The following is an 18,043-nucleotide window of genomic DNA, read 5'->3' as shown; positions in this document are numbered from 1 at the left end:
TCAACGGGCAGCGACTGCGCGGCATTGAGCGTCCGCGCGTTCATAGGGGGCATCGGCATCCGGCTTGTCCGGCAACGCGAAGCCCAGTGAGCACTCGTTGCCGATCGCGTCGCGGACGATCAGTGCGGGAGGGGTGTCGATGCCAACGTCCGGCAGGAAAATGGCGCCGTCGTCGCCGACGAGCGTGACGAAATTGCCGTCCTCGTCGTTGACCGACGCACCTCGCGGCAGGTGGCCGCCGTTGTCGTCTCGGGCGGTCAGCAGCGCGCGACGGACCTTGACCACATCGAACGCGACGTTGCTGACGCCGCCGCGCCCCGACGTTACCGGCTGGTAGCCGTTGACGAGATCGACGTTGCGGGCGAGCGTCTTGGTTGCGACCTCGATCCTGCCGGTGCTGTACGCGGGCAGCGATGCGATTACCGCGCGGCCCGCGCCATCGGTCCAGACCCGGCCGGCAGGCGTGCTAAGGCCGACGCCCGAGAGATCGCCGACACGGATGATGCCGAACGTGTCGCGGACCGGGTACGGCGAGAACGTCACGCCATGGCGGTGCAGCACCGCGCCGCCGGACGCTTGCGCCGAGAACGACGAACTGCTGCCGGACACGCTCGAACTGAATGCGAGCTGCGTGTAGCGTGGCGTGGCGTTCAGGCTGCCGCTGAATGCCGGCTGCTTGCTGCGGTCGTCGTAACCCGCTGACAGCGAGTAGTTCGAGTAGTCGTTGATTGCCGCGCTCGTGCGGACTCCGAAGCTTTGGCGTTTGCCCGCGCGGCTCGCGTAGAGCGAATTACTGTTGCGTCCCAGCGGAAACGTGGCGGTGGTGAATACATTGGTGCCCGTGCGGCTTTGTTCGCTGGAGCCCATGTCGCGGTCGAGCGACACGGACAGGCTGACGGGGCCGAACTGTCGCCCCCATGACACGAACAATCGCTTCGAGTCCGATCCGCTGAACGTCGACGAACTGCTGTAGCTGACGCCGATCGCGCCGAACTTCGGATTCGACCATGACATACCAAGCGAGCGTTGGAGCTGCGCTCGCGTGTCAAGCCACGGCCCGTCGTCGACGGCCGGATTGCCCGGGCCGGACGGGCGCCCGATCGTTTCGAGCACGTCTCGATAACCCGGTGTGCGGCGTGTCTCGGACGCGTTCAGCGAGAAATTCCACGGCAATTGCACCGACCCCAGCATCATGGTCTGGATGCCGCGTTCGCCGACGCGCCGGTCGTCGGCGCCCGTCACCTGCGCACTAAAGCTTGCGCCTGACCACGGCAGCGTATCGATTCGGCTGCCGACCGCGCGGTAGCCGTTCGAGAGTGTCGCAGCACCGGTCAGGTTTGCCTGCTTGCCGAGTGAAAGGCCGTAGGTCGCGCTCGCGAGCCAGATTTGCCCATCGGTGTCGCCCTCGATCCCTCGCACCTTGCCGATCGCGAAGCTCGGGCCGGTCGGCGGTTCAATATTGACCTGCTGCAGCGCCGCCGCCGGCACGACGAACTGGTGCTGCGAGTTGTCGGTTTCGATGACGGTGACCGTCACGTCGCGCGTGGTCGACGTCAACTGCACGTCTGACAACGTAAACGGGCCCGGGGGGACGACGGTCGAATGAATTAGGATGCCGTTCTGACGAATCTCGACGCGCGCCTGCGAGTTTGCGATGCCCTGGATCAGCGATTGCCCGGTGGTTTGCGGCGCGAGCGCCTGTTCCGGGAATAACTGGATGCCGTCGAGCGGCACGCCGCCGACGATCTCGCCTTGCGTGTTGATCTGGCCGAACTGGACGACCGACCCGTAGCGGTCGAACGTGCGTTGTGCGTAGGCGGTTAGGTGATCCCATTGCTGGGTGCCGTTGCGCGCCGAGAAATAATCCTGGGAGCGCACGATCCAGCCGTTGTAGTTGAATCCGGCTTCGGTCGATGCTTGCACGAACTGGCTCGAGCCGCTCGCGTAGCGATTGTGGGTCGTGAGCATTCTGTAGTTCAGGATGCCTGCGGCGCCATGCTGGCCGAATTCGCGGCTCTGTACCTCGCGCGCCGCCTGCGCTTCCGGCGGCGTGACGATATCGACCGTCTGCTGTGCCGGATTCAGACGCACGATCGTCGTCGGATACGCGTCGACGAATGCGCGGCACGCGGGCGAGACCGCGCGCGCGGTCTCGGCGGCCATGTCGGCCGCGCCGGCATCCGATGCGGTGTCGACAGGCTTCAGGTGTGCCGATTGAAGGAACGCGGTGTCCATGCACAGGCGGCCGTCATCGTCGAACGTCGCGTTGACCCGGCCGATCTTTCTTCCGTTCACGACGAGATCGATCGGCGTGTTGGCGCCGATGAAACGGGCAGACGACTTGAAGCGCTCGGCGATGGCGGGATCAATGCCGCGGGCGCGCAGCACGTCGGGATCGAACGTCGACTCCGCGGCATCGACGCTGCCGATCGCGCCGAACGCCGCCACCACGAGGGTGGCGCAGCGGGTGAGCGCGGGTAGGCGAGGCTGGTGATCGAAGCGGATGTCGGACATGATGGCGCGAATGGTTGCCGCGCACGAGGCGCGGCGGGGTGCGGGACCGCCGTGAATGGGGCCTGTTAGCGAATCGACAGATCGTGGTTGTTGACCATGTATCCGTAGACGGTGGCCGGGTAGATCCGGGCCGTCGTTGCCTGCGAGGGATCGAGCGGCGCCTTGGCGGCTGCGCGAACGGACTCGCCGGGCAGCAGGTATGACTTCGGCAGCGTCACCGAGTAGTCGCCCGGCATCACGGTGACGGTCTGATCGAGACGGACCACATGGCTGCTCGGATTGCGCAATTCGAGTTCGCCGCCTTCGACGTGGGCGGTCAGCTTGGTCCACGGTGCGCGTTCGGACTTGCCGCCCTTCGGCAGGATCAGCATCGGAAGGTTTTGGCGAACCGTCATCCGCACCGTGTTGCTGCCCTTGCTGACTTCCGGAATGCCCTCGAACGTCACGCGCTTCAGCCGTTCCTTGTCGAGCGGTGCCGAGCCCGTCATGATGAAGCGCACGAGCTGCGTTTCGCCGGGTTCGACGCGTGCAACCGGCGGCGTCGCGAGCACGAGCTTTTCCTCGTCTTCGGGGATATTCTCGATCGTCGTCATCAGCAGGATCGGCGTCGGCTCGGTGTTCGTGATCTTGATGCTGCCGCCGCCTTCCGATTCGCGAACGAGCACGACCGACGTTTCGGGAAGCGGGCCGCCCGCGTGAGCCTGCGTCAGGCCGAGCACTGCCGAAGCCGCCAGGGAGAAGGGGGCAATCCATTTGAATTTATTCAGTGATTTCATTTTCGAGTTTTCCTGTTTGAGAGGTTGTCGATTCGATATGGTTAATATCGAATTATTAGGCGTCATCAGTAGATGAAAGTGTCGTTTTGTCTCGATGTGGTAATTGTATGGGCGGGCAGGGAAATGACGATCCGACCAGGTCCCGTGAGTGATAGGACTGGTCCGATTTTTCCGGCGGAGAGTTATTTTGTTCGCACCCTTAATAAGCGATGTGTGGATGGGGAGGGCTGTGTGATGTGCTTGAAACGCTTGATGCAGTGAGGCGAGGACGTGTGTCGATCCGGTTCGACAATACGCCTGATCTTTCGATAGGCGAGGTCGTCGGCGGATGGGATTTGCCGGTATCAAGGGGGCGTGAGGGGGGCGAATCCGAACTGGATTCACAGGATTGGATAGGTGATTAGGGATGCATCATGAATTGCTACATCCAGATTGGATTTTATTTTTATGCTATTGGTAGTGGTGGAAATAATCAATAAGGTGATTGATAATCGGCGACATGCCTTCAATCAGCAATTTGATCGAGGTGAAAAATGAAAAGCAGCGGAGAGCGGCATGTGTCGATCGACACATGCCGCAGGATCGCATTACAGATAGCGCAGTTCGAAGTTCACCTGGCCGTCGAGTTGGATTTCGTCGCCGGCCGGCAGATTCGCCGGCTTGGTGATGGTCGGCGTGACCGTCAGCGTAGTGGCGGCAGTCTCAAAGGCGACCGGAACCGTCCCGCTGCCTCGCCAACCGCCCGTATAGAAGGTGTAGCCGTTCCTGATACCGTCGTTCTCGGTCGCTAGCGTCGAATCTCTAAAAGACTGGCCGGAGTAATACAGCGTATCGTTAGCCTGCAGCCCCGCCATTTTGCCTGGCTGGTTATCGACGGTTGCGTCACCGCTAGGCACCTGGATCATAAAACCGCCGATCTTCTGTGGATTGTTTTCGCCGTCCGGCGTCGTGCCGAGGCCAAAGATGGAGCCAGACCAGTTACTGGCCGCCGTGGCGTCGACCCATGCCGAGGACGAGACGTCGCTGTAGGCGATCTTCGAGGCGGCCTTTGCGTCGGTGAGCTTCACGGCGACGCGGGTCGGCGCTTCGCAGCTGACGTTCATGTCAATATTCTGCGATTCGAGCTTGGTCCCACCTGCGTCGAGCGCATTGAACGCACGCGTGAACGTGAGTTCGCCGTTGCGGTCGAAGCCGATGTTGCATGCCGGCGGGGTGATTTCACCGCGGACTTCGATCGTGGCGGAGGTTTGTTGGGCCATGGCTGAACAGGTGACGCCGAGCAGTGCGAGCGCGGCGGCCGGTGCGATGAATTGATGAAGTTTCATGTTCGTATGTATTCCTGATGATCAGAGGTAGACCAAGTTGAACGTGATGCTGCCATCGAACTCAATCTTGTCGGTAGTCGGGAGCGTCACGGACTTAGCGATGGTCGGAGTAATCGAAATGTTGCCGTCGACGTTTGTGATCGGCGTGGGAGTGAAGGTGCCGCTAGTGGCCCAGGAATAGGTCTGGGACGGGGAGAAGTATTGCTTGAGCGTCGTATCGGACGACCAGTTGCCGGTGGTGGTGTGGTCGGTGGTGTAGATCACACCAGCTTCCGCTGAACCGCCTGCGGTCTCGATATTGACAGTACCTCCGGCGAAACCGAGCATGAGGCCGCCGATCTTGATGCCGCCTTCGGCTGAGTTGCCGGTTGTGCCGAGGCCGAAGACGTAGCTGTCGTTGGGCGTGGTATGGGCCCAGCGATTGCTGGCAACATCGGCCTTGGCGATCTTCGTAGCGGCCTTGTCATCGGTGATGGCGAGGCCGACCCGTGTGGGTGCTTCGCAGCTGATGTTCATATCGACGGTTTTTGGATCGATCTTGGTGCCGTCAACGTTCAGTGTGCTGAATGAGCGCGATTCGAAATCGACGATGGTGCCGCTGGGGAGCGAGATGTTGCACGCAGGCGGAGTGATCGTGCCATTAACGACGAGGGTCGCGGACGTTTGCGCAAAGGCGGCAGCACTGCAGGTGAGCAGCGTGGGCAATGCGATTGCCAGATAGATTTTTTTATTCATACGAATGTAAAGTAAAGGTTGAACCTGCATTTCCCCGATGCGCGAGCGCTGTTTAGGGGTTAAGAAGCAGGAGTGCATCGGACGAAAATCCACCGAATCAAGTGTGTTGACTCCGGTGAAAGAATTGTAGGGATATGAAAATTTTTTCCGAGATGACGTGTCCGTACATGCATGAGACTGGTCCGATATTTATCGAGGGGCGGGAGCCCAAGTTCGTGCGGAAAGGAGGAGGCGTCGTTGGCGCAGGTCATGCGTCGGAGATCGGCGGTGGGGGATTCGGGGTGATTGAAGCCAGGTCAAAGGCTATTACAATAGGTGACGCCTGCATACCTCGATCGACTACCTCACCCTCGTCGAGTACAAGGTCAGGTTGAGCGCTGCATGAGTTGCTGTACGCGAAAACGAGGCAGGGTCAATTGAAAGATGGAGGCTGTTGCTGGATGCATTTGCAATATTCCCAGCGATATCGGGTTCGCAGTTGAGCGGCATCCATCAAATGATCAGTTATTGGACTAGAAAGGTATGAGAATGCGCTGGAACCGACTGCTAATCCTACCTGCGATCTGTAGTGCGATTTCGTGCCAGGCAGTGGAAGTCAATTGGTCTTCCGCATGCGACTTTATGGAAGCCAGTCTAACGTTGCAGTACGAGAATTCCGACCACCCCGACATAGTCACACTCAACGTTACGTTGAACGAAGTGGCGGCGACCCGCATGGAGAGCGTGTCCCGTGCCTCTCTGCATCAAAAAATGACCCTGATTATCAATGGCAGGCCGATTTCCACAGCAACGATACAAGACGTTCTGGGCGCCAAATTTCAGGTTCCTCTATCCCGGCACCTCGCTCAGGAATTGATGCCGACCCTTCTTGCCGAATCAAAAGGTACCTGCAAAGCGGGGGATTGAGATCAAGGCATGAAAGCGCCACAAGTTTCGTCAGTTGCAGATCATGTTGGCACGTGACAGTGAAATGCAGGTTCGCGCCGCTGAATGCAGACTCAGTTGCAGATAATCCTGGATTGCGCGCGCTGTCAGTTGCAGTTGGTGCTGGCCAGAATAACGTCCGGATTGCAGGTCCGGCCGTTTTCAAATGCAGGTCGCTAGACGTAGCGGATCGCGTCCGTCTTGCAAGCGGGAGCAGCCCGGCCCAATCGACAGCGAAGTTGTGCAGTGCGAGCCAAATGCACGGTGCGCAAGGCTGTCGCGGCTCAATCTGCAGTTGGCGCCGTCCGACAACGGAAATACCTGGGTCGGCGGTGCACGCTATTCGCATGCATCGGGTATCGGCCAGGGGTATGAACGTGACGTGCGCGGTTCAGCGGCGCCGGGCGGTGGCTGCTTCGCACTTGACGGCGATGATACGGTCGAGAAGGCGTTAATAGAATGGACCCCCACACAACGGCATCGATGTGCCAAAGTGGTGAGTGCTAGGTCAACCACCTGAACTGAATGCGAGCGTCCACCATGAAGATTATGACCATCGGCATCGATCTAGCCAAAAACGTTCTTCAGATTCACGACGTGAACGAACATGGCAAGGCCGGTCTGAGGTGGTAGCTCAGAACGCTGATTTTTGGAAGAGAACCATCTACCATGCATAGGACGACAGGCTTCATTTCGCTTGGCCTCGCCATATTTATTTTGAACTCAAGCCCCACGTGGGCTTCGTCTGCGCTATCTAAACGCGAGGCCGAGCAGGTCGTTGCGAGATTCTGCAGCACAATCAGCACTTCCAAGGCGGATCCTAAGGAATCCGTGGCTCCCGGGAATCGCCCCGAAGTCTATCGGAAGGTCGTTACCTCGGCATTGGCGAATCTGATCGACCTCGCTTGGGCCCGCAGCGCAGCGGTACAAGCTGCAACCGGAGGCAAGCCCGCCATGGGCGATGGCGTGGACTGGAAAGGCGCTCCGGATTCCGTGTCCGATTGTCTGTTTAGATCAATTTCCGGCACGCGAAATCGCCCGGAAATTAAAATTGACTACATATTGGTTGGCGAAACCACGTCGAGCTTGATCAGCAAGCTCATTTTAAAGAAAGAATCCGGAGAGTGGAAAATCGATGATATTCGCTATGGCAATGGCAAATCGCGCTTGCGATCCAAGCTTGCATATGCAATTTCGGAGCCGATACCTGCTTCGCAATAGTTCAAGAGGCGACGGGCAAGAATTCCGCTGAAAATTGCTCGCGACGGAAACGATGTGGCTGGAAATCGGCGCCTTCAACGACGGCACAACTGATGGGCGTTTCTATCAAGTAATGGCAGGGGAGACCATTTCACCTCGCATCGCCCCGACGGAAGACGAGCGATATTCGTGTATCCCGGTATCCGGCAAACGAAATGCTTTCGGCGCGCATGTTTTGCCGCATTGCGTCGAAAGTCGCCGCATTCTTGCCCGTCGCCGGGTCCATGAAGCTACCGTCGGTGCGACGCACCACCCAGTGGAGCCCGGCCGGGATCCCCCCAATCGTCACGGCGAGCGCCTTCATCTCGTATTCGCCGTCGCGCAGCCGTGGCGCGGACGTCTTGATGACCGTGTCGGGCGACAGACCACTCCTGACATCGGGGTATAACCTGTTCAGCGCCGCGGACATCATGCCCGGCTGTTGGTGAATGTCCGCCTCTAGCCCGAGCAATCGCGCCGCGAACATCAAATGCTGCGGCATCGAATAACCGGCGTTGACGACACTATTCGCATGACGCCGATGCGTGGTCATCCCGCTCGTGATCATGAAAAGATCGTGTTCGGACGCACCGTTCAATGCAAGCTTGCCGTCACCGGCGGAACTGAGTGCTCCCCGGAAAGCCGGCATCTTCTCGACACCGAGTTCCTTCGCGATCACAAGGAGACTCGCGGCGCCGCACGAGTTCTCGAAAATCTGCCGGCGCGAACTGATGCCGGCGGACACACGGGGAACACGTTGTTGCGTTGCGCCACTATCGCGTAGTCCGAAAAGGGGGCCTCCGGTTGCCCGGGACGAACGCTCCTGCAGAGCGTCCACGCCGGCGCCGTGATTCAGCGGGCCTGTCTGCATTCCATTCTCTGGCGTGTTCATCGGCGCTTCCGCGAGAGAATCACGCGCAGCGCGTGATGGATTGGCGAACAAGTGAATAGTCATCGTTCATGGAAATTTTCAATTGAAAGCCTGGATCGATCTGCGGCGGAAGGCTGATCGTGATTCGAAGGCGCTTTTCCACCAGGACAAAAGAGCGCTGACTTGTATGGTGCGAAGTATGGTGTGCATGGTGTTCGAACTGGTGCGCCGCTTGTTCGAGGAATGCGCAACGACGTATGACAAGAGATCGGATATCGGTGTGTGCATCCTATTCATGTGGCGCCATCTGTGCGCGCCCGCACAGATGGCAGTGGTGGATCCGTGGAGCATCGCGAATACCCTTTTGACGGAACGCGGCGGGCCCGGCTCAGGGGATGAGGCCTTGCCGCGCGGAAATTACCCTGCAGGTTCCTTCTCGTACGATCGATTAAAGGCGCGGGTCGCCTTGGTGAACCTGGCGATCGCAAGGAATCCGCCGCGCTTGGCCCATCGGGTGAAATTCCTCATGGCAGAATTTGGGGAAACAAAGGGGGAGTGACTAGACTGGATTGCGCAACGCAATTCATATCGACGGGCTCGAACACCAGAACAGGAGCAGACATGTTCCCAAATGCGGCAGGGCGGGTGAAATGCGTCGTACGCTGGTTCTGCGCGACGGCCACCGCAACGTTGATTGCCGCCTGCGGCAACGGCGTGTCGACAACCGGATCCGGAACGGGGCCAGGCTCGGGAGAGGGCGGCGCCACGCCAGTCCCGACTGCGCGGATCGAGTCCATCTCGCCGGTGATGCCGTCAGTCGGGCAGGCGGTGAGCTTTGCCGGCAGCGGTTCGGGGCGGACTATCCAGTATTCGTGGGACTTCGGGGACGGCGCCACCGCGCAGGGTGCCGAGGCCACCCACACCTATGCGGCAAGCGGAACCTTCGCGGTTACCCTCAGCGTGACGGACGGAAGCGGACAAAAGGCGTTCGCAACCTCGCAGGTGATCGTCGAGGCGAGCGCCACCGCACCTTCGGCGCCGCGGATCGTAGTCGACGCGGGCCAGGCGCTGGTCGGGGTCGCAAAAGGGATGCAAGCGACGTCCGTCGATCCCAATGGCAACATGCTGACCTATAGCTGGAATTTCGGCGATGGGGCGACGGCGATGGGCCAAAGGGTCATCCATACGTACGCCTCCGCGGGAACCTTCACCATCACCGTGCTCGCCACCAATCAGGCGGGTGCGAGCGCGTCCGCCACCACGCAATTGGCGGTAACCGGCACGACCGTGCCGGAAGGGCCGCCATCTCCGCCGTCCATTTTGGCGCCGGGCGTGGTGCGGCTGAATACACCGGCCCGGTTCGTCGGCTTTTCCCAATCGCTTGACGGTTCCGCGCTGGACTACGTCTGGCATTTCAGCGGCGATACGTTTACCGCCGCCGGACAGGTGGTCCAGAACACCTTTCTCAATGCAAGCCAGCAGGCCACCGCGACGCTCACCGTGACGGATGCGCGCGGCAACAGTGCCTCGGCGGCCGCAACCGTCATCGTGTTGCCACTGGAGCCGCCGCATTCGGTCGTGGTGCACGGGCCGCTCGAAACCGTCGTGGGGGAAGCGGTGGGTTTTTCGGCCAGCGTCGAGAATCCCGAGGGTAATCCGCTTGCCTATCAATGGGATTTCGGCGATGGCACGACGAGCACGGAGGCCGCGCCGTTTCATGCCTACGCTGCGCAGGGCCAGCACCGGGTGAGCGTCACGGTAGACGATCCGCAGACAGGCAGCGCCACGGGCTCGATGACGCTCTACGTGGCGGACAAGAGCCCCGTCGAAGATCTGGTGTGTGCGGGACAGGCGAGCGGCGCGGGCTGGTGCATCGCGCCGGCGCTGCCGATCGGCAATACCGCACTCAATGCGGTTTCGTTTGCAAATGCGCGCAGTGGCTGGATCGTCGGGGAGAACGGCGGTGTGGTCCATTCGACGGACGGCGGTATCACGTGGACGTCGCAATTGACCGCTCCGGCGGGGCAGGTGGGGGTCTCGGCGGTCGACAACGACCATGCCTGGGTACTGAACCGCAACGGTGAGGTCTTGCGGACGACCGACGGGGGCGTGAACTGGAATCCCATACCGACCCGCGCGCCGTTCGGACTGACCGCGATTCGTTTCGCCGATCCGGTGCATGGCTGGGCGGTGGGGCAGGGCGAAGGCATCGTCGCGACGACGGACGGTGGGGCGACGTGGGCGGTGCAAAACAGCGACAGCAGCAAACCCGCGCTGAAACGCGTGGATTTCGTTGATGTCAATCACGGCTGGGTGGTGAGCACAGGCGGTTATGTAATGCGTACCGAAGACGGCGGGCGGAGTTGGAGCACGGTATTCCGGGCGCCCGACGGGATCGCGCTGGCCGATGTGTCTTTCAGCGATACGCTGCATGGCTGGGTGGTCGGATTGTCGGGCACGCTGATGCAAACGACCGATGGCGGGGCGACCTGGGTGACGGGCGCCGCTCCGACGTCGGAGTCGATCGTCGCGGTCAAGTTCGTGAGCCCATCGGTAGGCTGGATCGTCACGGAGACCGGATTCATCTTCCGCACCGGCGACGCGGGCAGCAGTTGGGCCGCGCAGAATACGCCGACGCAGACGACCGGGCTGCCGGCCATGGACGCGGCAAATGCGAACAATGCGTGGATCGTTTCGGCGGGAGGCTCGTATCTGATCACGGTGACAGGCGGCCAATAGCCGCACCGTGCCCCGCCAACCTATTTCGCGTGCATCAATGAAACGGAGAATGTCGAACAGCCATGCTCAACCCGGCAGTGCGCAATATGCGGCGCGATATGACGCTACCTTGTGCACGTACCGCTGCGTTTCGGGATACGGAGGAATGCGGCCGCCATGTTTGATGATCGTGCCGCTGCCCGCGTTATAGGCCGCAATGACGAGGTCGGTGTGCCCACCGTGCCGTATCGTGAGCGCGCGAAGATATCGGGCGCCGGCGGTGATGTTCTGCTGTTTGTCGAAGAGATCGCGTGCGCCGTAGTATGCGCCGGTACGAGGCATGATTTGCATCAATCCCATCGCGCCGCGATAGGAGATCGCCTGTGGGTTGCCATGCGATTCAACATGGATGATCGCCATCAACAGCGCGTGATCGACTTGATAGCGGCGTGCAATGGGCTTGATGATCGACGCCAGCGCGACGACGCGGGGCTCGAGTCGTTGCGATCGTTGCGTGCAGGTTTTATTTTCACGCGCTTGCTTGTCGTCGGATGGGGGGGCGGAGAGCTTGACCGGATCCTGTGTCTGGCGGGACGTATGCGACCGAATCGGTGCCGTCGGCAGTTCGTTCCGGAATGTGCTCCAGTCAGACGGCCTGAAAGAAATGACGTCGTCCGACGCTTGCAATGATCGAACGGCATCGCGAGCAAGCGCGAGATTCTGCGCCGCCGCGGAAAAATCGATCGGCCGGTTCGATTGGCGTTCGATCCAGCTCGGCGTCGTCGTGGCCGCGGAGGGCGGAGAAGGCCATGCCGGGGCGGCCACGTTCCCGAGCGTCGGCTGGCCTCGAAGAGGCGTCGAAGGGGGCTGTAGGGAGGCGAACAAACCGCGTGCCGGAATGGCAAGCGCGCCGCATATGACAAGGGTGCGGACGGATGCTCGCGCGGTCAGGCTGGCGATTTTCCGGCGTCGATTGGCAATGGTGACAGAGGCGGAACCCTTCCCGCCTGCTTGGTTAACACGATAGGTCTGCATAAGAATGACGGATCGAAAATAGTTGATGTGCCAAAAATCGATGCGTCAAAAGCGGATGCTGTTCGTATGCGCTCGAATTCGTGCTCGGGACGAGGCGGTGTGCTACTCGTCAGGATTGCTTGATGGATGCAGTTTACTGGTCCAGGCATCGGGGACGGAATCGGACCACGAATACACGGGGGTGGGACGTGTCTGAAATGTTGTATTGAGCATTTGCGACTGCCGGACAGCACGAAGAGCGTATACCGGGTCCGACGCGGTCGATATCCTGCGCGTGCCAACAGGGAGACCGGGTTGCCATCGAGATGTGGGGCGAGGCGAAACTGGATTGGCAGCGCCGGCATATCCCGCTCGTGCAGGGCATCCCTTCTCGTGACACCTTCGGACGGGTGTTCGCGGCGCTCAATCAAAAGCAGTGCGAAGCATGCTCCAAGCGCTGGATGAGCGGTCCGTTCCCGGCACTGGCCGGGGGCAGGTCGTGGCGATTGACGGCAGGACCTTGCGTGGCTCACGCAACGCGGCGAGCGCGCCATTACGGTGGCGGGCTGGGCATGGCACTGAGTCAGGTGCGCACAGCGGAAAAATCCAACGAGATCACGGTGATCCCTGAACTGCTCGACGCCCTGCAGCTCAAGGGGGCGATCGTCACCATCGAACGCCGCTACTACGTCTGCAGCCTGCCGGCCGATGCGGCACACCTCACCCATGTGCGTGCCCATTGGCACATTGAGAATAACCTCCACTGATCGATCGATATGGCCTTTGGCGAAGACTAGTGCCGGGGGGGGGGGGGCGTGGATAACGCCGCGCAGAACTTCGTGATCCTGTGCCGCATCGCGTTGAATCTGCTCGAACGCGATACGAAGGCCAAAGTCGGACTGAAAGATCGCCGTCTCAAGGCCAGTGCCAGAGACCGCTATCGCGCCGAAATGCCTGGCGGGTAAGGATCTTCGTGCAATCGCCATGGCTCCGCATTTTCACGCTACTTTCGGATCAGTCTGATTGTCTGACGGCTTAAAACAGATGGCCGCTTATCCCGATAAAAAATATCGATTTTCGTCGTCATATCTTTGTTCATAGGTCGACTAACGATTGTCGTGTGACTTTTTAAGCACCTAAATTTTTTCGGTTTCCCATGAAAAACATCGAAGGCCCGATTGTGCTGCGCAAATGCAGCATAGGGCTTGCTGGCCTCATTGGTCTTTCATTCTTCTCGCTTCCGCAACCTGTTCATGCTCAGAGCTTGCCGATGCCCCCAGGTACGACTGCCGGCACCCTGTTGCGTCAGAACCAGCAGCTTCTGACGCCCAGTGTTGCGGGCAAACCAGGCGACAGTATCGACGCTGAGGATAACGCACCGTCGAAGACGCCTGGGGCGCCGCAACGCGCGGAGCCGCACGTGCATGTGCAGCGCTTCGTCGTGGATGAGTCCCTCCCGGAGCCTGCCGCCACTCATGTGCGAAAACTGTTCGCACACTTTGAGGGGCGTGAATTGAGCTTTTCGGAAGTCGCGCGTGTGCGCACGCTGCTGAACGTCTTGCTGCGCAGCGAAGTCGACGTGCTCGCCTATGCGACGCTGCCGCCACAGGAAGTCAACGACGGCACGGTGCGCTTTGAGATCCATCGTGGGCGCATCGAGAAGGTATCGCTCGACAACACTTCACTCGTATCGACGGCCGTGCTGGAGCACTACCTGCCGACGAACCGGACGGGTGAAGCGCCAACGCTTAATGAGCTTGAACAGGCAATACGGCAGATGCAGGCGCTGCCCGGGGTGGCGCAGGCGCGACCGTCGCTGTCGCCCGGAGAGGCGGTAGGCACGACCGACGTCCAGCTTCAGGCCAAGCCCGATGCACGGGTTCAGGGCGCGCTCGTCGTGGACAACTCGGGATCGGCGAGCTCTGGACGTAATCGCGCCGGCGCGCAGCTGGCAATAAACAGCCCGCTCGGGATCGGCGACCGGTTACAGGGCGTGGCGTTCTACGCCCCCCGCTGGGGGCAGGACCATGCGAGCGCGGGCGGCAATACCGTCATCGGGCAGTTGTCCTATGAAATCCCTCTGGGCTATAGCGGTGTGCGCGCGGGCGCATCGTATACGCGCCTCCAATACCGTCAGGGTGGACCCAATCAGGACGTGTTCGACGGTAACGGCGCGGCTGATGTGGCAGGCATTTACGTGAACAAGCCACTTATCGACCGGGACGATGCCAGTCTGACTGTCGGCACGACGCTCGATTACAAGCGCCTGCGCGACGGATTTTTTGACATCGACTCGAAACGCAGGTCGGTGGTAGGCGGCATCAGGGTATCCGGTTCGAAGCAGGGCACTTTCGCGGGACAACCGAACGCCGTGCAGTTCGACGCCGCGTTGCAGACCGGCTCGCTGACGCAGCGGGAATTGGGGCTGTTCGACGACGAGGAATTTCCAACTGCGGGTCGCTTCACCCGATTCAGCGGCAATTTCGAATATGCGCAAAAGGTCGTGGCGGGGTTCACCGCGTCAGTCAAGGGCAGCGTGCAACTGGCGAGCCGGCATCTGGACGGCTCGGAGCAGATGTCGATAGGCGGTGCGCAGGGCGTGCGTGGGTATGGCCCTGAACTGCCGGGCGTCGATCGCGGCGCACTCGTGCAGGTCGCGCTGAGCCGGCAGATCGATCCGGTTCCGGGGCTATCGGTGAGCACGTTCTACGACTACGGCCGAGGACAGATCAACAAGGATCGCTCGCTAGACGGTGCAGCCAACACATTTACTGTGCAGTCGGCAGGAATCGGGCTGAGCTATCAATACAACCAGAAAGTGGCGGTGAGCCTGAGCGAGGCGTGGCGCATCGGCGCGTCGCCGGCAGGGCAGCCGACATCGAAGGCCGGTCAGACGTGGATCAGCGCAATGCTCGTTTTCTGAACAGGACCTTTGCGCGATGCAGGAAGGTGCGCGAGGGTCAACAGGGTCTGGGCATACGCATGCCGATGCGTAGCCGGACACATTGATCGACGCAAATGCGTCGACGTTTTTTGTTTTGAAGCTTTAAAGGAGAACGCTCTGATGAGCACCATATCCGTAATGAAGACTCAGGCATCACGGCTCAAGCCGCTCGCGGCATTGATTCCGCTATTGATCGCAGGCCACGCGGGTGCCGTCGGCGTGGGCCAGGTCGCTGCTGGCACCGGCACGATCGGCACCAGCGGCACGACAACCACGATCAACCAGGAGAGCAATCGCCTGATTGTCAACTGGAACAACTTCGACATTGCGAACGGCGAGCGGGTGCAGATCAACCAGCCGACTGCACAGTCGGTGATTCTGAACCGCGTGAACTCTGCCAGTCGCACGCAGATCGACGGCGCGTTGAACGCGAACGGTCGGGTCTTCGTCGTCAACCCGAACGGTGTGGTGGTGGGCAAGACCGGCTCGGTCAACGCAAACGGTGTCGTTCTGTCGACACTCGACGTACGCGATAATGACTTCATGCGTACGCTCGGTGGCGCGGCGCCACTAGCGTTTCGCAAGGTGTCCGGCGCGGCCGATGCGGCGGTCGTCAACGATGGCACGATCACCGCCGGCTCGGCGGGCGTCAGCCTGTTTGGCAGCCAGGTGATCAACGGTGCGACGGGCAAGATCATCGCCCGCGGCGGTTCGGGAACCGCAGACTTGGCACGCGTGAATCTCGTGGCGAGCAACATTGTTGATGCAAGCGAGGCACGCTCGACGGGAGGCCTTATCACTGACGGTGCCAGCCGTGGTATTCCGAGCGCCACGGTTGTTGACGGTCTGGTGGCCAACGATGGGGCGATCAAGGTGGACGCAGGTGAGGTGCTGTTGAGCGCCACGGGTGGGCGCGGCACGCGGGGCGAGGCCATCCGCAACACCGGCTCGATCGACGCCAGCGGCGTTGACGTGGAGTTTCCTGGATTCGGCGTACGTCAGGTCGGCGGCAACGTGTTCGTCAACGGTGGTGGCGATGGTACGGAAACCCATCTCGGCGGGTCGATCAACGCCAGGAACCTCAGCGTGAACTCCAGCAATGACACGCTGGTGGACGGAACGATAAACGCGGATGGTATTAGTATCTTCGCGGCCGGGCCGGGCAAGGACGTCACGTTGCGGGTAGCGGACAACGCAAGGCTGGACGGCGACAATATTATTCTGTCGGGCGACAAGGTGGTGGTTACGGGCCGCGCTGTCGCGCGCACGCAGGCGCAGGTGACTGGACACAACAGTGCGGAGGTGCGCGAGGGCGCGCTTGATGCGCCGAACTGGTTGATCAGTAATGGGGGCAAGGTCACGACCGGTTCAGGGCCGAATGGTCCGACGGTTCCTGTCTACGGTGCGGATGGCTACGACCAGTACGGCTATGACAGAAATGGTTTCGACCGCAACGGTTTCGACAAGGACGGTTTCAACGCCCAAGGTTTTGACAGGGACGGTTTTAATCACCAGGGCTTCAACTCCCAGGGCTATGACCGCTACGGTTTCAATGCTCAGGGTATTGACAGGGACGGTTACGGCCGCGACGGCTTCAATGCCCAGGGCTTTGACCGAGGTGGCTACAACCGTCAGGGCTTCAACGCCCAGGGCTATGACCGCTACGGTTTCAATGCCCAGGGTTTTGACAAGGATGGTTACGGTCGCGACGGGTACAACGCCGCGGGCTTCGATCGCAATGGCGTGGCCCGGCCGGGGACCGGTAATCCGGGCGGCGGTGAGAACCCGGTGGCGTTTGTCCCGCCTTACTCCGCTGTCTACGGTGCAGACGGCTACGACCAGTATGGCCTCGACCGCGGCGGTTACGACCGCAACGGTTACAACAAGGCCGGGGTCGACCGTAACGGCATGTCGGTACTGCCTCCAGTGGGCGCCAAGCCTTATACCGCAGTTTATGGGGCTGACGGCTACGATCAGGGCGGTTACGACCGGGACGGCATGAATCGCGACGGTTACTACTGGACGGGCTACAACGCACAAGGATACTTCGTGGATGGATTTAACAGCAAAGGTTACAACAAGTACGGCTATAACCGTTTTGGCCGCGACGTCTGGGGCAGGTTGCCTACGGCGGTGTCGTATGCACCGGTCGCGCCGCAGATCTGGACTGTTGCCGGATTGAACCCGTAAGCTGCAGTGAACTAGACTAAATCTGACAGTGGTTGGCTTCTCATGCTGGCGCGCATTGGCGCGGAGGGCGTAGCCCGTAGCGGCAATGCGCGCCGCAAACAGCAAGGAGTCCGCCATGACTCAGGAACAGAAGGTCATCCGCGCCAAGGTCGGCATGCTCGAGCTGGCGCGGCAACTCGGCAACTCGGCAACGCCAGTCGGGCCTGCCGCGTGATGGGTTACACGCGCGACAGCTTCTACCGATTTAAGGAACTGTACGACCGAGGGGGGAGATAAAGTCGGAACTAATGGGATGGACGCCCCCACCTGGACCGCCATCGACCTGGCGATCAAGTTCTTTCAAATGTTCGATCAGGCGCTGAATCAGCAGCCGGAACGATCCCGTCAACTCGCTGGTGGCATCCTCAATCAACTCCGGTACCCGCCGGCCAATGTGCGAAATCCCTTGCGGGACGACAAGTCCGAATTCGCTAAGGAGACCGCGTATCTGGTTTGCCTGTGCAGTACGCGCTTCTACCGCATCGCTGGGCGCCTGCCGCAGCTTGATTGACGGCGATTTAGGCCTGGGGTGTCTTCGGTGTCGATGGCGGTCCAAATCCGCGCTTTTTGGGCGGCGTTAGATAGCGGCGGCACGATATGTTGCGCAATATGAGAAAGCGACAGCCAATCGCGATGATGGGGGATGAGATTGCGCGCGTAGCAAGGAGCCCGTAGGGCGACTGGAGACGCGCGCGGTGCGCGCTCAGATACTGGGGCGGGATATGGTAGAACGGCATTGCACCGAAGAAACAGC

General features: G+C 60.7%; 14 protein-coding genes and 2 pseudogenes. 9 read left to right on the top strand and 7 right to left on the bottom strand.

The annotated features are described in order from the left end of the window. From BT264_RS35595 to BT264_RS35580, 4 genes are all read right to left on the bottom strand, one after another. Positions 1-2,514, bottom strand: coding sequence for a fimbria/pilus outer membrane usher protein (locus BT264_RS35595; RefSeq protein WP_072445287.1), 2,514 nt, complete (start codon positions 2,512-2,514; stop codon positions 1-3). Positions 2,515-2,579: 65 nt separating this feature from the next. After that, positions 2,580-3,290: a fimbria/pilus chaperone family protein gene (locus BT264_RS35590; protein WP_072445286.1), complete on the bottom strand. Its 711-nt coding sequence runs from the start codon at positions 3,288-3,290 to the stop codon at positions 2,580-2,582. A gap of 587 nt (positions 3,291-3,877) precedes the next feature. After that, positions 3,878-4,615, bottom strand: a complete 738-nt coding sequence (locus tag BT264_RS35585; protein ID WP_072445285.1) for a DUF1120 domain-containing protein — start codon at positions 4,613-4,615, stop codon at positions 3,878-3,880. Positions 4,616-4,636: 21 nt separating this feature from the next. After that, entirely contained in the window at positions 4,637-5,428 is a 792-nt protein-coding gene (locus BT264_RS35580; protein WP_072445284.1) for a DUF1120 domain-containing protein, read from the bottom strand. Positions 5,429-5,938: 510 nt separating this feature from the next. Between BT264_RS35580 and BT264_RS35575 the strand changes: the two genes are divergently transcribed. Both BT264_RS35575 and BT264_RS38840 read left to right on the top strand, forming a co-directional pair. Beyond that, entirely contained in the window at positions 5,939-6,256 is a 318-nt protein-coding gene (locus BT264_RS35575; protein ID WP_143155824.1) for a hypothetical protein, read from the top strand. 687 nt (positions 6,257-6,943) lie between these two features. Beyond that, positions 6,944-7,495 carry a hypothetical protein gene (locus BT264_RS38840; protein WP_143155823.1) on the top strand — a complete coding sequence of 184 codons (552 nt, stop codon included), beginning with the start codon at positions 6,944-6,946 and terminating at the stop codon, positions 7,493-7,495. Positions 7,496-7,625: 130 nt separating this feature from the next. On the opposite strand, the gene BT264_RS37655 is transcribed toward BT264_RS38840, so the two are convergent. Beyond that, positions 7,626-8,405, bottom strand: a complete 780-nt coding sequence (locus tag BT264_RS37655; RefSeq protein WP_143155822.1) for a T3SS effector IpaJ family cysteine protease — start codon at positions 8,403-8,405, stop codon at positions 7,626-7,628. 82 nt (positions 8,406-8,487) lie between these two features. Here BT264_RS37655 and BT264_RS35565 point away from each other — a divergent pair, with 82 nt between their 5' ends. After that, positions 8,488-8,943 carry a hypothetical protein gene (locus tag BT264_RS35565; protein ID WP_072445283.1) on the top strand — a complete coding sequence of 152 codons (456 nt, stop codon included), beginning with the start codon at positions 8,488-8,490 and terminating at the stop codon, positions 8,941-8,943. A 62-nt stretch (positions 8,944-9,005) separates the two neighbouring features. Continuing rightward, positions 9,006-11,123 carry a WD40/YVTN/BNR-like repeat-containing protein gene (locus BT264_RS35560; RefSeq protein ID WP_083534383.1) on the top strand — a complete coding sequence of 706 codons (2,118 nt, stop codon included), beginning with the start codon at positions 9,006-9,008 and terminating at the stop codon, positions 11,121-11,123. 66 nt (positions 11,124-11,189) lie between these two features. Here the strand turns inward: BT264_RS35560 and BT264_RS35555 are convergent, their stop codons facing one another. Further along, positions 11,190-12,137: a lytic transglycosylase domain-containing protein gene (locus BT264_RS35555; protein WP_083534381.1), complete on the bottom strand. Its 948-nt coding sequence runs from the start codon at positions 12,135-12,137 to the stop codon at positions 11,190-11,192. 242 nt (positions 12,138-12,379) lie between these two features. Between BT264_RS35555 and BT264_RS35550 the strand changes: the two genes are divergently transcribed. The 5 genes and pseudogenes from BT264_RS35550 to BT264_RS37650 all read left to right on the top strand — a co-directional run. Further along, the gene (locus BT264_RS35550) at positions 12,380-12,883 is read left to right on the top strand and encodes an ISAs1 family transposase (protein WP_371287143.1); all 504 of its coding nucleotides are present in this window, start codon (positions 12,380-12,382) and stop codon (positions 12,881-12,883) included. A gap of 48 nt (positions 12,884-12,931) precedes the next feature. Beyond that, positions 12,932-13,081, top strand: coding sequence for a hypothetical protein (locus tag BT264_RS39450; protein WP_177318450.1), 150 nt, complete (start codon positions 12,932-12,934; stop codon positions 13,079-13,081). A gap of 191 nt (positions 13,082-13,272) precedes the next feature. Beyond that, positions 13,273-15,039, top strand: coding sequence for a ShlB/FhaC/HecB family hemolysin secretion/activation protein (locus BT264_RS35545; RefSeq protein ID WP_072467068.1), 1,767 nt, complete (start codon positions 13,273-13,275; stop codon positions 15,037-15,039). Between the two features lie 141 nt (positions 15,040-15,180). Then, entirely contained in the window at positions 15,181-17,250 is a 2,070-nt protein-coding gene (locus BT264_RS35540) for a two-partner secretion domain-containing protein (RefSeq protein WP_072445278.1), read from the top strand. A 115-nt stretch (positions 17,251-17,365) separates the two neighbouring features. Next, positions 17,366-17,520, top strand: a pseudogene (locus BT264_RS37650) (helix-turn-helix domain-containing protein); the annotation flags it as partial. A gap of 49 nt (positions 17,521-17,569) precedes the next feature. Here the strand turns inward: BT264_RS37650 and BT264_RS40300 are convergent. Then, positions 17,570-17,767 (bottom strand): annotated as a pseudogene (locus tag BT264_RS40300) (IS110 family transposase); the annotation flags it as partial. Between the last annotated feature and the right edge of the window lie 276 nt (positions 17,768-18,043).

Source organism: Burkholderia sp. NFPP32 (assembly GCF_900119325.1).
GTDB classification, from domain to species: domain Bacteria; phylum Pseudomonadota; class Gammaproteobacteria; order Burkholderiales; family Burkholderiaceae; genus Burkholderia; species Burkholderia pyrrocinia_C.
This window is presented reverse-complemented; position numbering and strand designations above follow the sequence as displayed.

Bases quoted from the DNA above. Each gene is read 5' to 3' on its own strand.
- BT264_RS35590 (WP_072445286.1), bottom strand. From the start codon at position 3,290: ATGAAATCACTGAATAAATTCAAATGGATTGCCCCCTTCTCCCTGGCG.
- BT264_RS35555 (WP_083534381.1), bottom strand. From the start codon at position 12,137: ATGCAGACCTATCGTGTTAACCAAGCAGGCGGGAAGGGTTCCGCCTCT.
- BT264_RS35560 (WP_083534383.1), top strand. From the start codon at position 9,006: ATGTTCCCAAATGCGGCAGGGCGGGTGAAATGCGTCGTACGCTGGTTC.
- BT264_RS37655 (WP_143155822.1), bottom strand. From the start codon at position 8,405: ATGAACACGCCAGAGAATGGAATGCAGACAGGCCCGCTGAATCACGGC.
- BT264_RS35595 (WP_072445287.1), bottom strand. From the start codon at position 2,514: ATGTCCGACATCCGCTTCGATCACCAGCCTCGCCTACCCGCGCTCACC.
- BT264_RS35580 (WP_072445284.1), bottom strand. From the start codon at position 5,428: ATGCACTCCTGCTTCTTAACCCCTAAACAGCGCTCGCGCATCGGGGAA.
- BT264_RS35540 (WP_072445278.1), top strand. From the start codon at position 15,181: ATGAGCACCATATCCGTAATGAAGACTCAGGCATCACGGCTCAAGCCG.
- BT264_RS38840 (WP_143155823.1), top strand. From the start codon at position 6,944: ATGCATAGGACGACAGGCTTCATTTCGCTTGGCCTCGCCATATTTATT.
- BT264_RS35585 (WP_072445285.1), bottom strand. From the start codon at position 4,615: ATGAAACTTCATCAATTCATCGCACCGGCCGCCGCGCTCGCACTGCTC.
- BT264_RS35545 (WP_072467068.1), top strand. From the start codon at position 13,273: ATGAAAAACATCGAAGGCCCGATTGTGCTGCGCAAATGCAGCATAGGG.